The 14,739-nt window shown below is 64.0% G+C and carries 9 protein-coding genes; all 9 read right to left on the bottom strand.

Annotated elements, in window-relative coordinates; all coding sequences use genetic code 11:
- Positions 1-108: 108 nt before the first annotated feature.
- The 9 genes from tldD to OKC30_RS15270 all read right to left on the bottom strand — a co-directional run bounded on the left by tldD (position 109) and on the right by OKC30_RS15270 (position 14,543).
- Positions 109-1,557, bottom strand: coding sequence for a metalloprotease TldD (gene tldD / locus OKC30_RS15310; protein WP_160838070.1), 1,449 nt, complete (start codon positions 1,555-1,557; stop codon positions 109-111).
- A gap of 57 nt (positions 1,558-1,614) precedes the next feature.
- Complete coding sequence (locus OKC30_RS15305) at positions 1,615-2,421, bottom strand: carbon-nitrogen hydrolase family protein (RefSeq protein WP_010672639.1); 807 nt, start codon at positions 2,419-2,421, stop codon at positions 1,615-1,617.
- Between the two features lie 304 nt (positions 2,422-2,725).
- Complete coding sequence (locus OKC30_RS15300) at positions 2,726-6,625, bottom strand: YhdP family protein (RefSeq protein WP_270670349.1); 3,900 nt, start codon at positions 6,623-6,625, stop codon at positions 2,726-2,728.
- Complete coding sequence (gene rng, locus OKC30_RS15295; RefSeq protein WP_270670351.1) at positions 6,626-8,095, bottom strand: ribonuclease G; 1,470 nt, start codon at positions 8,093-8,095, stop codon at positions 6,626-6,628.
- Between the two features lie 80 nt (positions 8,096-8,175).
- Positions 8,176-8,763: a Maf family protein gene (locus OKC30_RS15290; protein ID WP_010672636.1), complete on the bottom strand. Its 588-nt coding sequence runs from the start codon at positions 8,761-8,763 to the stop codon at positions 8,176-8,178.
- A 52-nt stretch (positions 8,764-8,815) separates the two neighbouring features.
- A complete protein-coding gene (mreD, locus tag OKC30_RS15285) occupies positions 8,816-9,301 on the bottom strand; it encodes a rod shape-determining protein MreD (RefSeq protein WP_010672635.1) in 486 nt (161 codons plus the stop codon).
- Complete coding sequence (mreC, locus tag OKC30_RS15280) at positions 9,301-10,209, bottom strand: rod shape-determining protein MreC (RefSeq protein WP_029313545.1); 909 nt, start codon at positions 10,207-10,209, stop codon at positions 9,301-9,303. Before mreC ends, mreD begins: the two co-directional genes overlap by 1 nt.
- Positions 10,210-10,250: 41 nt before the next feature.
- Positions 10,251-11,291, bottom strand: coding sequence for a rod shape-determining protein (locus tag OKC30_RS15275; protein WP_005308111.1), 1,041 nt, complete (start codon positions 11,289-11,291; stop codon positions 10,251-10,253).
- Positions 11,292-11,507: 216 nt separating this feature from the next.
- A complete protein-coding gene (locus OKC30_RS15270; RefSeq protein ID WP_270667774.1) occupies positions 11,508-14,543 on the bottom strand; it encodes a DUF6701 domain-containing protein in 3,036 nt (1,011 codons plus the stop codon).
- Positions 14,544-14,739: the final 196 nt, after the last annotated feature.

Genomic DNA, 14,739 nt, shown 5'->3' with positions numbered 1-14,739 from the left:
ACAGCCTTGCTCCCCCAACTCAAGTCGCATTTATGAATAATTAGTCAAAAATGTGCTTATCTGAACAGCATTGCGGCGCCGGGCCGGGGTTTACAAAGGTGTGTGACCTTACTGGGTGCCGCCCACGGTGAGCTGATCCAGCTTGAGGGTGGGCTGGCCGACGCCGACCGGCACGCTCTGCCCCTCCTTGCCACAGACCCCGACTCCGCGATCCAGCGCGAGATCACGGCCCACCATGGAAACCTGGCTCATCGCCTCGGGGCCGTTGCCAATCAGGGTCGCCCCCTTGATGGGCGCAGTGATCCTGCCATCCTCGATGAGGTAGGCCTCGGAGGCGGAGAAGACGAACTTGCCGGAGGTGATGTCCACCTGGCCGCCACCGAAGTTGGGGGCGTAAATGCCCTTCTTCACCGAGGCGATGATCTCGGCCGGATCGTACTGATCCGCCAGCATGTAGGTGTTGGTCATGCGCGGCATCGGCAGGGCGGCGTAGGATTCGCGGCGGCCATTGCCGGTGAGCGACACCCCCATCAGGCGGGCATTCTGCTTGTCCTGCAGGTAACCCTTGAGGATGCCGTTCTCGATCAGCACGTTGTAACCGCCCGGCGTCCCCTCGTCGTCGATGGAGACGGAGCCGCGCCGACCCGGCAGGGTGCCGTCATCGACGATGGTGCAGTGTTTGGAAGCCACCTGCTCGCCGATGCGCCCGGCAAAGGCGGAGGAGCCCTTGCGGTTGAAGTCCCCTTCCAGACCGTGCCCCACCGCCTCGTGCAGCAGCACACCGGGCCAGCCGGCACCGAGCACCACCGGCATGGTGCCGGCCGGGGCGTCGATGGCCTCCAGGTTGACCAGGGCCTGGCGCACCGCTTCGCGCACATAGCCAAACGCCCGGCTCTCGAGCCCGTCCAGCTCGAGGAAATGGTCGTAACCGAAGCGGCCACCGCCACCCGCGCTGCCGCGCTCACGGCGATCCCCCTTCTCGGCGATGACGGTCACCGAGAGGCGCACCAGGGGGCGCACGTCGGCGGCCAGGGTGCCATCGGTGGCGGCCACCAGGATCTCTTCATAGACCCCGCTGATGGAGGCCATCACCTGATTGATGGCGGGATCCAGGCTTCTGGCGAACTTGTCCATCTGCTCCAGCAGGGCAATTTTCTGCTGCTTGTCGAGGGTCTGCAGGGGATCCAGCGCCGGGTAGAGCAGGTTTGCGTCGGTGCGAGCCCATGCTTTTACCTTGCCGTGAGCACCGGCGGCGGCGATGCCGCGAGCGGCAGTCACCGACTGTTGCAGCGCCAGCAGGCTCAGCTCGTCCGAGTAGGCGAAACCGGTCTTCTCGCCGCTGACGGCGCGCACCCCCACCCCCTGATCGATGTTGTAGCTGCCATCCTTGACGATGCCGTCCTCCAGCATCCAGGACTCGTGCCAGCTGCGCTGGAAATAGAGGTCGCCGAACTCCACCTGATGGCTCATCAGGCTGCCGAGCAGCTGTTGCAGCCGCCCTTCGTCGAGATCGTTCGGGGCCAACAGGGAGGCACTAACCTGGCTCAATAGACTCAAATCTTTCTCTCCACTCTCATGCGAGATGTCGTAACGGTTAAATCCACGGCCGCGGGCTCACAGCAGGCGGGCGTGTTGCAGCACCGGCATGGTGCGTTTCAATTCATCGATCAGGGCCCCATCCAGCGGCGCCAGCACAGTGCCCTGCCCCGACGCCCGACAGGCCAGCACCCGGCCCCAGGGGTCGATCACCATGCTGTGGCCCCAGGTCTGGCGCCCCGTCTCGTGGGTGCCCCCCTGGTTGGCGGCCACCACGTAGCACTGGTTCTCGATGGCACGGGCCCGCAGCAGGGGCTCCCAGTGCGCCTCGCCGGTGACGGCGGTAAAGGCGGCAGGCACCAGCAGCACCCGGGCACCGGCCCGGGCCAACTGGCGGTACAGCTCGGGAAAGCGCAGATCATAACAGATAGAGAGGCCGAGGGGACCAAAGGGGGAGTCCACCAGCACAGGCTGATCACCCGGGCTGAAGGTCTCCGACTCCCGGTAGCGGCCGTGATTGTCCGCCACGTCCACGTCGAACAGGTGGATCTTGTGGTAATGCCCCTTGAGCTCGCCGTCGGGATCGAACACCAGGGTGCTGGTGTGGATGTGGTCGGCACCGGCGATGGCGGTGGGCATGGCCCCGGCCACCAGCCAGATGCCGTGGGATTTGGCCCAATCAGAGAGTTGCTGCTGGATTGGGCCATTGCCCAATGGCTCTGCCCCGTCCAGATACCCCTGCCGCTCGCCAAAGAGGGCGAAGTTTTCCGGCAGCAGCACCAGCAAGGGGCGCTCCCCGGGCAGACTCGCCAGCTCGGCGGCGATCCGCTCCCGGTTATCCTGCCAGGTACGACCCGAAATCAACTGCATGGCCGCTAGCCACATGACGCTCTCCTTCTGATGGACGAGCCGGTGGCAGAAGGCCTCCTCGGCTCGCAGGGCAATATCCGCATTCTTCTGTTGGGCGAGCCGGTGGCAGAAGGCCTCCTCGGCTCGCGGGCAATATCCGCACTCTTCTGTTGGGCGAGCCGGTGACAGAAGGCCTTCTCGGCTCGCGGGGCAATATCTGCACTCTTCTGTTGGGCGAGCCGGTGACCGGTGACACAAGGCCTTCTCGGCTCGCGGGGCAATATCTGCACTATGAGGGGTTTGGCGGCCGGGGGAAAGTCCCCCAGCCCGGCGCTGGCCCTCAGCGCTGACCCGAGCCCTGATGCTTGGGATTGAGCAGGAAGGGGGTGACCTCCTTGGCGGGCAGGCCGGGCGCCACCGCATCCACCGCATCCTTCTGCTGCTGGTTGAGCTTGATGCGGGCGCGATCCCGCCCCGCCTCCACCAGCCTGGGGGCGTCCAGCGGGCCGGAGACCCGAAAATCGATACGGGTCACCACGTCCACCACGGGCTCCAGCAGCTTGGAGAGGGCCAGCACATAGAGCCCGGTGATGGGAGTCAGGGAGAAGGCCGCCACCACGGGCAAGGTGCCCCCCAGGTTCGGGGAGAAACTCAGATCAAAGTCGAGCCGCCAGCGCACCAGATCCGCGATGCCCTTGCCCCGCAGGTTGCCCGCCGCCCCCTTCATGTAGAAGTCGTTGTTCTCCACCACCCCCTGATGGACCTTGGCGGAGGCGGACATGGACTCGAAATAGAAGCCCTTGTCGAACACATCGCGAAAATCGAGGCGCAGCTTGCGCATCAGGGAGTCGAGGCTCAGCAGGGAGAGCAGCCGGGCCCCCTTGTCGTTGACCTCCCGCAGGGTCCCCCCCTCCAGCTGGTAGTCGGCGCTGCCCGCCAGAGTCGGCAGGCTCAGGCGGTAGGGCACGTCACGCCAGTTCAGATCCAGCGCCAGCTTGCCCGGGGCATCCCCGATGGGCGAGGTGTAGCCGAGCTGCTTGAGCAGCAGCTCGCTGTTGCGGGTCTCGAGGTTCGCCCTGGCACGGGTCTGCATCTGGCTGCCACGGGCCAGCCACTCGGCGCTGCCGCGCAGGGTGCTGCCCGCCAGGCGCATCTCCAGTCCCTTGAGATCCAGCCGGTTGGCCCCGGGCAGCAGCTCCCCCTTCACCTCCCCCAGGGGCAGCTCGCCGAAGCGGCAATCCACGCAGCTGAAGGTGAGCCAGGGAATGGCGTCCATGATGGCCCTGTCCTGGCGCTCATCGGGATCCGGGCTGAGATCGGTCCCCTTGCCGGACCAGTAGATGCGGGCAAACTTGGCATCGATGGGGCGCCCATCGGCCACCGGCACCCGCACCACCCCCATCACGTCGGGGCTGTCGATCATCACCTCGGTGGCCTGGTTCACCGGCCCCAGGGTGAAGTGCACCGCCTTGAGGCTGGCACTGCCGATGTCGGCACGGGCCAGCTGGCCATCTACCCACCACTCCTGGGGCAAGAAAGCCGGACCCACCACCGCATTGTCACTCGGCGCCGTGCCAGCCGGCAGCCACTGCTTGAGACGTGCCAGCCAGCCGGCTACGTCCGCCTGCTGCTGGTTGATGGCGAGCAGCATGGGCTTGTCCTGCATCACCCGCGCCCCAGGCTGGCCGATGTTGACCCGCACCCGGCTGAGATAGGGCACGCCGTCGCCGTACACCAGGCGGCTCTGCATGTCGATGTCCGCCCCCAGCACGGCGCGGATGTCGGCGCTGCCATCCCGCCCACGGGCCGTCACCTTGAGGGGCAGCCGGGTACCCGCCGCCTTGGTCAGGGGCACGGGCAGATCCAGCCCCATGCCCTGCAGGTTGGAGTCCAGCGCCAGCTGGAAACTGAACGCCTTGTTCTCGGGCAGGGTCAGCCCCAGGGTACCCGACCAGTTGCTGCGCCCCTGGAGCATCTCGAGGGCCGGTATGTCCCGGCGCTGGCGGCGGCTGTCCCACTGCCCCTGGAACTTGAGGTCGGCCTGATAGCCGTGGGGCAGTTGCCGCCCCTGATAATCCAGGGTCAGCGGCTGGTTCCACAGGCTGGCCTTGAGGTTGTGAATGCGAGTCTGCTCGTTGTCATACTCGAGCGTCCCTGCGACCCCGTCGAGGGGCAGGTCCAGGGAGGCGATCCTCACCTTGTTGTCCTTGAAGCTGGCTTCCCCGCTGGCCTTGACCTCCCCCTCGCCATCCAGCGGTATGTCGAGCTTCACCGTACCCTTCATGGGGCCGCGGATCTCCACCTCCCGCAGCGCCTGACCGACGGATCCCCCCAGCGGTGAGTCCTGCAAATAGTCGCTGATGGCCTTGCCCTCGCCCTCAACCTTGGCATCCACGTAGAGGTGAGCACCCGGATAGAGGTCCGGGATCCAGGCGTGGACCGAGTCGGAGCTGGCCTTGCCGAGCTGGGTGGCGCGGCTGTTCATGTCGAGGCTGGCGTTTTGGAACAGCAGATCGATCTGCAGGTCGGTCAGCGGCTGCCAGCCCGGGAAAAACTCGTAGGTGGCCTGTTGCAGCGGCACCGCCACCTGGAAGACGCCCTTGCCGTTGTCGTAGGGGAAGTCACGGAATTCGCCGTACCAGAGCAAGTCTGCACCCTTGGCCTTGCCCCCCTTGATGGCGCCGCTCAGGTAGCTCACCAGCCCCTCATCCATCACCGCCAGGGGGTAGTAGCGATCCGCATGGGCCGCGTTCTTGACGTCGATGCGCCCGGTCAGGGCGAGGAAGGGGTGCTCGAACAGCTCGAGGCGAAACCGGCTGGCGAGGCGCAGATCCGGGTTGTCCAGGGCAATGTCCTGGCCATAGAGCACCCAGCCTTGGGGCGCCCGCCACCAGTCGAGGGCCGCACTCAGGCTGTCCACCGGGATGGGTTCCTTGAAGTGGCGGGCCGGATCCACCTTGCCCTTGCCTAGGGTCAGGCGGGCACGCCCCCCGTTCGGGGTCAGCCAGAAGTCACCGTCCAGCTTTTGCAGACCGGGCACATCGTGCCAGGCCCGGGTCCCGAAGCCGCGCAGTTGCCCCTGCAAAGAGAGCCCCTGCCAGTCCCCGTCGGCTTGCAGGACCAGCTCCTGCAACTGGCCCCTTGGCCGGGTGCGCTTGAGGGTCTCGGTCAGCTCGGGATAGAGGCCGGAGACCAGCTGGCTCAGGTTGGCAATCTGGTCGAGATCGATGGCGGGCACATAGCCCTGGATGCGTGAGCCGATGCGCTCGAGCTGCAGGCGGCTGTGCAGCCAGGTGGCGCCATCGAGCTTGAAGGTGACGTCGTGGCTGGCGAGCTGCCACGCCTCGCCGTCCCGGCGCAGCTGGATCTTGCCCCCCTGCAGGTCGAGGCGGTGCGGCTCCCCCTTGATCTCGTCTTTCCAGATCAGGTGGTTGTTGCCAAAGGCCAGCAGGGAGTTGCCGAGCCTGCCCTTCTCGAACTCGCTCCAGAGCTGGAAGTCGAGCTGGCCGCTCACCGGCGGCGCGCCGGCGTGGATCCGGGCCAGCATGGGGCTGATGTCCAGCTCCCGGGCCCCCAGATAGAGCTGGCCCTTGAGGCGGTCGAGCCGCACCTCGGGGGCATCCACATCGATGATGAGGTCCAGGGTGCTCTCCCCCACCCCGTTGATGAGATAGGCCTTGCCGACCCCCTGATGCCGCTTGCCGCGGTTCTGCCAGCGCAACTGGGCGATATCGAGGGCGCGCACCTCCCCCAGTGCCGTGGTGAGGCTCAGGCGAGTGTCGTGAATGTCGAAGGTGGAGAGCTGGGTCAGCAGGAAGCGCAGCAGGGCCTCCTGCTGGTTCGCGCTCTTCCCGCTGACGGGGGTGGCGGGCTGGGTCATGTCCAGCGCGATGTTGCCGTCGCTCAGGATCAACTGGCCAAACACCGGCCTGAGTTCGTTGAGGGAGCGCCAGAAGTCGAGGTGGGCCCACACCTTGCCAAGGCGCAGGGAGAAACGCCCCGAATCGGGGGCGATGGCCAGTCCTTCCAGCCCGATTGCCGGGCCGCGGGCAGTCCACTCCAGCCCGACGTGATCCACGCTCACCTCGAGCTGGCTCTCCCCGAGCAGGGTCCCTATCACGGCCGCCCGGTGCTGGTTGAGCAAGGGGCCGCCCAGTCGTACCACGCTGACCAGAACAGCCAGCAGCACGAAGAAGACTCCGAGGGCCAACCAGCCCCGACTCAGCCAGCGATAGACCAATTACATCATCACCACATCGAACTGTTCCTGCCCACAGAGCGGCTCGGAGACCACCCTGACCTGCTTGCCGATGAAGACTTCCAGCTCCGCCAGACTGTGGGACTCCTCCCCCCGCAGGTAATCGGCTACCGAGGGGGCCGCATAGACGGTGAACTGATCCGCGTCGTAGGCGCGGTTGACCCGGATGATCTCTCGCAGGATCTCGAAGCAGACCGACTCCACCGTCTTGACCCGGCCGCGCCCCTTGCACTCGGGGCACTCGGCGCAGAGCACGTGCTCCAGGCTCTCCCGGGTGCGCTTGCGGGTCATCTCCACCAGCCCGAGCTGGGAGAAACCGTTGACGTTGGTCTTGGCCCTGTCCTTGGCCAGCGCCAGCTCCAGGCTGTGCAGCACCCGGCGACGGTGATCCTCGGACTGCATGTCGATGAAGTCGATGATGATGATGCCGCCGAGGTTGCGCAGGCGCAGGTGACGGGCGATGGCGGCGGTGGCCTCGACGTTGGTGTTGAAGATGGTCTCTTCCAGATTGCGATGGCCGACGAAGGCTCCGGTGTTGATGTCCACCGTGGTCATGGCTTCGGTCTGATCGATGATGAGGTAGCCGCCGGATTTCAGCTCCACCTTGCGCTCCAGCGCCCGCTGGATCTCGTTCTCCACGTCGTAGAGATCGAAGATCGGCGACTCGCCGGTGTAGTACTCCAGCTTGTTGGCAAGCTCGGGCACGTACTCATCGGTGAAACGCTTGAGCTGATCGAAGCTCTGGCGCGAGTCGACCCGGATCTTGTCGAGCTCGGCACCGACGAAGTCACGCACCACCCTGAATGCCAGGCTGGGATCCTCGTAGAGGATCTTGCAGGGGGGATACTTCTGCTTGCGCTCGAGGATCTTGCGCCACAGGCGCTTCAAGAAGGCGGCGTCCTGCTCCAGCTCCTGCTCCCCCACCCCTTCGGCGGCGGTGCGGATGATGTAGCCGCCCAGTTCGTCCACATAGCCGGCCACGGTGCGCTTGAGGCGCTCGCGCTCCGCCTCGGATTCGATGCGCTGGGAGACCCCCACGTGGGCACTGCCCGGCATGAAGACCAGATAACGGGATGGCAGGGTGATGTCGGTGGTGAGGCGAGCCCCCTTGGTACCGAGCGGGTCTTTGACCACCTGTACCATGATGTCCTGCCCCTGGCGCACCAGTTCGGCGATGTTGCCGGCCTGGAACTGCTCCTTCTCCTTGATCGCCACACACTCGGTATGGGGCACTATGTCGGAGGCGTGCAGGAAGGCGGCCTTGTCCATGCCGATGTCAACGAAGGCGGCCTGCATGCCGGGCAGCACGCGGCTGATCTTGCCCTTGTAGATGTTGCCCACGATGCCGCGCTTGGCCTGACGCTCCACATGCACTTCCTGCAGCAGACCGTTCTCGACCAGGGCGACCCGGGTTTCGGAGGGGGTGACGTTTACCAGCAGTTCTACCGACATAAGTTACCTTGCCTTTCTAGTTTTTGAATTCTGGCACGACGAACAACGGGTAACTCAGCAGCGCACTGCTGACGAGAGGATTACCGGGTCTGCTCGAGGTGCTGCTTGATCAACAGGTCCGTCTCCAGCAGGGGCAGGCCGACCACGGCACTGTAGCTCCCCTCGAGGCGACTGACGAATTTGCCGGCAATGCCCTGGATAGCATAGGCGCCCGCCTTGTCGCACGGCTCGCCGGTGCGCCAGTAGGCTTCGATCTCGGCCTCGTCCAGCTTGCGAAACGCCACGTTGGTGGTGACCAGCCGCACATCGCACCGCTCCGGGGTGGCCAGGGCCACCGCCGTCATCACCTGGTGTACCCGCCCGGAGAGGGCTTCCAGCATATCCTTGGCGTCCAGCAGGTCGGAGGGTTTCTCCAGCACCCGCTCCCCCAGCACCACTATGGTGTCGGCCCCCAGCACAGGCAGCGCCGTGGGCGCCGCGGCCACACCGGCCATCGCCTTGTCGCGGGCCAGCCGGCAGACGTAATCCTGGGGCTTCTCACCGTCGTTGCGCAGCTCCGGCACATCCAGCTTGAGGACCTCGAAACGGTAGCCCAGGCGGGTCAGAAGCTCGTGCCGGCGGGGGGAGCCCGAGGCGAGATAGAGTTGCAGTTCGTTGTGCTTGTTCATACTTCACTCAATGAGACGATGCGCAGTTACAATGCGTTGTTTTTATTCACATTCACTTGATATTGAAGCGACGCCGTACCTTGCGCAAGACCATAAAAATCCAGGGCCATATTAACATCGTCGTCAACGTCGACCAAAAGTAGGCGAAGTTGAGGCTGGCCCGGCTGAACAGATGCTCCGCCCAGAACACGGTGATCTTCCCCACCAGGGAGAGCAGACCGATGATCAGCGCCTGCTGCCAGAGGGAGAAGTTGCGGATCTTCTGGAACTGGAAGGCCGCCAGGTAGGTGGTGATGGCCATGGCCATGGCCCGCACGCCGAGGGTGCTGCCGAGCAGCACGTCCAGCAGCAGGCCCGCCACCCAGGCGGTGCCGACGTTGGTCCGGTGCGGCAGCGCCAGCGCCCAGTAGATGAGCACCATGGCGAGCCAGTCCGGACGGAAGGGTTCGAATTGAAAGGGAAGCGGCAGGATGGAGAGGCACAGGGCCAGCAGGATCGAACACCAGATCCAGATCCTGCCGCTGGCGGGTTGCAGCATCAGCGCGTCGCCCCCGCCGCCGAGGTTGCCGTGGCCGCCGAGGCGCTCGCCGCAGGCTCAAGGGCATCCTTGTCGTGTACTTCCGGTTTCTTGTCAGTCCACAGCAGCAGCAGGTAGCGCAGACGATCCAGCGCCACCAGCGGCTTGGCCTCGATCTGGGCGAAGGGCTTGCCCTCCACGTAGTCGGAACGGGTCACGGTCGCCACCGGATAACCTTCCGGGAAGCGGCCGCCCAGGCCCGAGGTGACCAGCAGATCGCCGACCTGGACGTCGGTGTTGCGGGGCAGGTTGCGCAGCTCCAGCTTGTCCAGCTCGCCGCTGCCGGAGGCGATGGCGCGCAAGTCGTTGCGCAGCACCCGCACCGGGATGCCGTGGCTGGAGTCGGTGATGAGCAGGACGCGACTGGTGGTGGAGCCCACGTGGAGCACCTGGCCGACCACCCCCTGATCGTTGATCACCGGCTGGCCGTTGTAGACGCCATCCAGCGCCCCCTTGTTGATCAGCACCTGATGGCTGAAGGGGTCGGAATCCACCGACAGCAGCTCGGCCACCATCTTGCGGGACTCCTTGTGTACCGGCGACCCCAGCAGCTCGCGCAGACGCTGGTTCTCGTGCTCCAGCTGATCCATCTTGAGCAGGCGCGAGCGCAGGGTGAACAGTTGCTGCTCCTGCTGCTTGGTCTGCTCGATGAGATCGGCGCGGGTCTGCACCTGGGTCGACATGGTGTCGAGCAGGGTGCCGGGGGCGTTGGCGATGTATTGCAGCGGGCTCACCAGGGAGCTCAGATAAACGCGGACATGGCTGAACACACCGAAGCGGGAATCCGCGACGATGGCAGCGACGGAGATGATGACGGCGAGAAACAACCGTAACTGAAGCGAAGGGCCTCTACCGAAGATGGGTTTCATGAGTCGTCAAAAAAGAGCCGGCGCTCGGCCGGCTTTGGGTCTTATTCGTAGTGGAACAGATCGCCACCGTGCATATCGATCAGCTCCAGCGCCTTGCCACCGCCACGGGCGACACAGGTGAGGGGATCTTCAGCCACGACGACCGGGATGCCGGTCTCTTCCATCAGCAGACGGTCGATGTCCTTGAGCAGGGCACCACCACCGGTCAGCACCATGCCGCGCTCGGAGATGTCGGACGCTAGCTCGGGCGGGGATTGCTCCAGGGCCACCATGACGGCGGAGACGATGCCGGAGAGCGGCTCTTGCAGCGCTTCCAGGATCTCGTTGGAGTTCAGGGTGAAGCTGCGGGGCACCCCCTCGGCCAGGTTGCGACCGCGCACTTCGATCTCGCGCACCTCTTCGCCCGGATAGGCGGAGCCGATCTCGTGCTTGATGCGCTCGGCGGTGGCTTCCCCGATCAGGCTGCCGTAGTTGCGACGGACGTAGCTGATGATGGCTTCGTCGAACTTGTCGCCACCGATACGGACGGACTGGGAGTAGACCACGCCGTTCAGGGAGATGATGGCCACTTCGGTGGTACCGCCACCGATGTCCACCACCATGGAACCGGTCGCTTCGGAGACCGGCAGGCCGGCACCGATGGCGGCAGCCATGGGTTCATCGATCAGGTAAACCTCGCGGGCGCCGGCGCCCAGAGCGGATTCCTTGATGGCGCGACGTTCCACCTGGGTGGAGCCGCAGGGCACGCACACCAGCACGCGCGGGCTGGGGCGGAAATAGTTGTTGTCGTGAACCTGTTTGATGAAGTGCTGCAGCATCTTCTCGGTCACGTAGAAATCGGCGATCACGCCGTCTTTCATCGGGCGAATGGCGGAGATGTTACCCGGGGTACGACCCAGCATCTGCTTGGCGGCATGACCGACAGCAGCGACCGATTTGGCGTTCCCGCGCTCTTGGCGAATGGCGACAACTGAGGGTTCGTTAAGGACGATCCCTTGATCTTTTACATAGATCAGGGTGTTGGCAGTTCCCAAGTCGATCGACAGATCGTTGGAAAAGACGCCTCTGAGCTTTTTGAACATGGCTACGGGAAATCCTAAGAATTTGGAGGTGCAGAAAACCGGCTAACTTTACCAATGCCCACCCCAATGGGCAAGCGCTCAAACTGTCGCCAATCAATCAGGCGCGACAAAAATGCGAGTCATCACTCACCCGCTCAGGCCGACAAACACTACGAAACAAGGAGATAAGACGCCACTGTACAGCAATGCATCTATCTCCCCGTGTCAGCCCGGGTGTCAGGGCATCACTTCGCGGCGATAAATAATTCTGTCATTACCCCGATCCCGGCCAAAAATGGCCTCTCCCAGCAGGTGATCCGCCGTGGCCGGATCCGCCAACCAGACGGGTTGGGATGGCTGTTGCTCCAGCACGATCCGATAGGGAATGCGCACCGCCTGATTGGGCGGCGCGAAGTGGAACCGGGTCTCGCCTGCGTCGAAACCGACCTGAGTACCGCCCGGAGCCACATTGCCGAGACCAAGGCGAATGCGGGTACCGTCTTTGAGGATCAGATCCCCCGTCGTGGAGTCATAGCGTTGCTCCGCATCGGTAAAGACGATACCACCTCCCGCCAGGGAGATCTGGGTACAGATATCTTGCGAATTGGCTCGCCTATCTTGCGAATTGGCTCGCCACAGGCCCCCTTCGAAATATTGCACCTGCAGGGGCAGCGCCAGCGGGGCGCTATCGACCCCCTGACGGGTGCTGGCGAGCAGCCGGCCGTAGTAGGCGATCATGGTATCGTCCGATCCCTTCGGAATGGAGAGCTGTTTGGCGGTGCAGTTCACCCCGCTCTGGCAAGTGCCGCTGACGGCTGGATTCATGTTCCGACCGCTGAGGAAGCTGGTCTCAGGAGTCTCACCGTCCGTTACTCTGAGCCCTAGTCGCAGGAGCGGCAAGGGCTCTTCCGGTGCGGTCAGGCTAGGGGTCAGTTCGTGCAGCCGCATAAAGCGGGTTTGACCTGACTGCTTGCCTGTTCCTTCGGTCCAGCTGGCGGCCAGCGGCGCCAGCCGATTGGATCTGTCCACCCCGTCCTGATTGTTGGCGGCCACCAGGGTGAGGGCCCCCCTGGCAAAGGCATCACGGTAGTTCCTCGTGACACTCCCTTCCTTATTGCGCGCCTCCACCACCGTCTGTACCCCGAATGGCTGGCTCATATAGCTGAAACCACCGCAGGCCGGGGTGACGGTGCCGCTCGTCATGTTGAAGTCCCAGGGTACGAAACGCCCCAGCGGTACGCTGGTGGCGGGAGGGATGGAGTAACCGAAATAGCCCGTTGATACTGTGCTTCCCTCTGGCGACGTTGCCACCGGTGGCGTTGCCTTGATCCTGAAGACCCCGACCTCATTGAGGCTGAGGGCGGGTGTATTGAGGCTGGCACTGGCTGCAATGTGGCTGTACCTGGTCGGGGTGACTTGGGCGGCCACGCCCCCCTGAGGGGCCACCAGCTCGCTGGTCAGGGCGATGTCGGACAACACGAAGTTGGGGGTGGTGCTATTGCCGGTGCAGATATCCTCATCGGCGTCGCTCTGCCACGCCATTGCCCGGATATTGAGCGAGAAGCTGTCTCCCGTCCTCTTGAACACAGGGCAGGTGATATCCCCTGCCGCACAGGTCCCCTGGGTGGGCGTGATGCAGAGCCCCACCGGGCGGCTCACGAACAGATCCGACCCCGTCATCACCAGCCCTGCGGTATCCCCGCTGCCATCGTGGCGGGCATTGAGTCGCATCTGGCCCGCATCCGGATAACTCACATCCTTCAGCGTGGTTTCGCCCAGCTCATTGAAATAGAGATCCATGGCAGTGGGAGCCCCCGCCATGGTGGCTATGGCTATCTTATCAATCCTTATCTGGCTGCCAAAGAGATTGGTCGCAGGCATGTTGTAATCACTCCAGAACGTGATCCTTTTAGTCTGCTTCTGAAAACTTGGCACGCACAGCTGGCTCGTGTTGTCCTTCCTGACCGCCGTCATCACTACCTGTTGTGGTTTGTTGGCCAGGGTATCCGGCACATTGAACAGGAAGCCGCTGTCGGCAAAGCTCAAGGTACAAGCGGCGGTGCTCAGGGCGCCACTGCCCGCCCGGCAAAGCGTCTCGCTAAGCGGCTTGGTGGAGGGAATAGAACCACTCACCCCCACCTTCATGACACTCGCCAGATTGTTGCGCAGCTGCAATTTGGCGGTGCCGTTGCTGAAGGTCACGGCAGCGGTGTTGCCGTTGTAGCTCACCTGGCTGTCGGCTATCCAGCCGTTGCTGCCATTCTTGAGGGGGGTCAGGATGGCGCTCACCGGGTCCGTGAACAGCTGGCTGCAACTGGCGTCGGCGCAGGCCCGGATGGTGAGGGTCTCGGGGTTGCAGGTCAGGGCCTGACCGGAGTGATCGAACTCGAAGTGATCGATCTGGGTCCCCACCGGATTGGATTTGAGGGCGCAGATCCGGACGTTGTCGAGCTCATGGTAGTTCGTCACAGAACCGGTGGAGCCGGTGAGCGACAGCAGGAAGTTGGCGGGCACCGCCGCCTGCCCCGCCTGGTTCACCATATTGATGGGCCCCACCAGCATGGTGTAGCCCGAGCCCGTGTTCCGCTCAACCGACGCAAGTGAACTGCCGGCAGTGCGCGAGTCAATGGTGATGCGGTAACGATGGGGGCGGTTGCCATTGGTTCCGCTGTCCACTGCCGGGCTCAGGTTGCTCGCCGTTCCCGCCAGATAGCGATAGCCCGAGGTCCCCGAACTGGCACCGGAGCCACGAATGGAAACGGCCTGAGGACGAGACCCGGGATTATAGGAGCCCCCCTCGTTGGCATAGTTGCCGTATTCGTCGATACCGACCCCCATCCAGCCGCCGGCAAAACCGCTGATCCCGGTCTTGAAGCCATAACCCAGCGGGCCACCGAAGGCGCCGGGCTGGGGGGTCACTCTGGCGTCGGAGAGCACCACCGCCATGCCGTCCGCCCCGTTGCCACCGTGGGCATAGTGGTCGAATTCGATGGTGACCAGGTTGTTGGCGGCGGGGAAGAGCCGCTGGTAAGTCGCAGAGGTGGATTGCTTGGGGCTGGCCTGGGTCATGCCGAGTCGGCCATTGACGATGGCGGGGGTAAAGTCGCCGCTGCTGCGAGCCACCACCCAGTTGCTGCTGAGGGTACTGGCGGAGAAGTCGTCGCTGAAGCAGCTGAGCGGCGGAATGATGACATTCTCATTGATACTGGACTGCGCATCCATGCTCAGATAGCGGGCAGTGACCCGCCCATAGATGGCTGCGTTGTTATTCATGGTCAGCTTGTTATCCGTATAGAGATAACCGTAAAACTTGGTGCTGTTATCGAGCACCATGTTGTTGTAGTTAACCCAAATCAAGCGTCCCTGATTGTCGGCATTGACATTTACGGTATCCTGATTACCCATGACCCTCAGCCAGCTTCAAGAGCCGATATGGCATCGGAGGGCTTGCCACGACTGCATGCCCCAA

Origin of the sequence: Aeromonas sp. QDB18, assembly GCF_027705325.1 — a bacterium.
Taxonomy (GTDB): Bacteria; Pseudomonadota; Gammaproteobacteria; order Enterobacterales; family Aeromonadaceae; genus Aeromonas; species Aeromonas caviae.
Note: the sequence above shows the minus strand (reverse complement) of the source record. Positions and strands in the feature narration are given on the sequence as shown.

Bases quoted from the DNA above. Each gene is read 5' to 3' on its own strand.
- OKC30_RS15305 (WP_010672639.1), bottom strand. From the start codon at position 2,421: ATGTGGCTAGCGGCCATGCAGTTGATTTCGGGTCGTACCTGGCAGGAT.
- rng (WP_270670351.1), bottom strand. From the start codon at position 8,095: ATGTCGGTAGAACTGCTGGTAAACGTCACCCCCTCCGAAACCCGGGTC.
- OKC30_RS15290 (WP_010672636.1), bottom strand. From the start codon at position 8,763: ATGAACAAGCACAACGAACTGCAACTCTATCTCGCCTCGGGCTCCCCC.
- mreD (WP_010672635.1), bottom strand. From the start codon at position 9,301: ATGCTGCAACCCGCCAGCGGCAGGATCTGGATCTGGTGTTCGATCCTG.
- mreC (WP_029313545.1), bottom strand. From the start codon at position 10,209: ATGAAACCCATCTTCGGTAGAGGCCCTTCGCTTCAGTTACGGTTGTTT.
- OKC30_RS15275 (WP_005308111.1), bottom strand. From the start codon at position 11,291: ATGTTCAAAAAGCTCAGAGGCGTCTTTTCCAACGATCTGTCGATCGAC.
- OKC30_RS15270 (WP_270667774.1), bottom strand. From the start codon at position 14,543: ATGAATAACAACGCAGCCATCTATGGGCGGGTCACTGCCCGCTATCTG.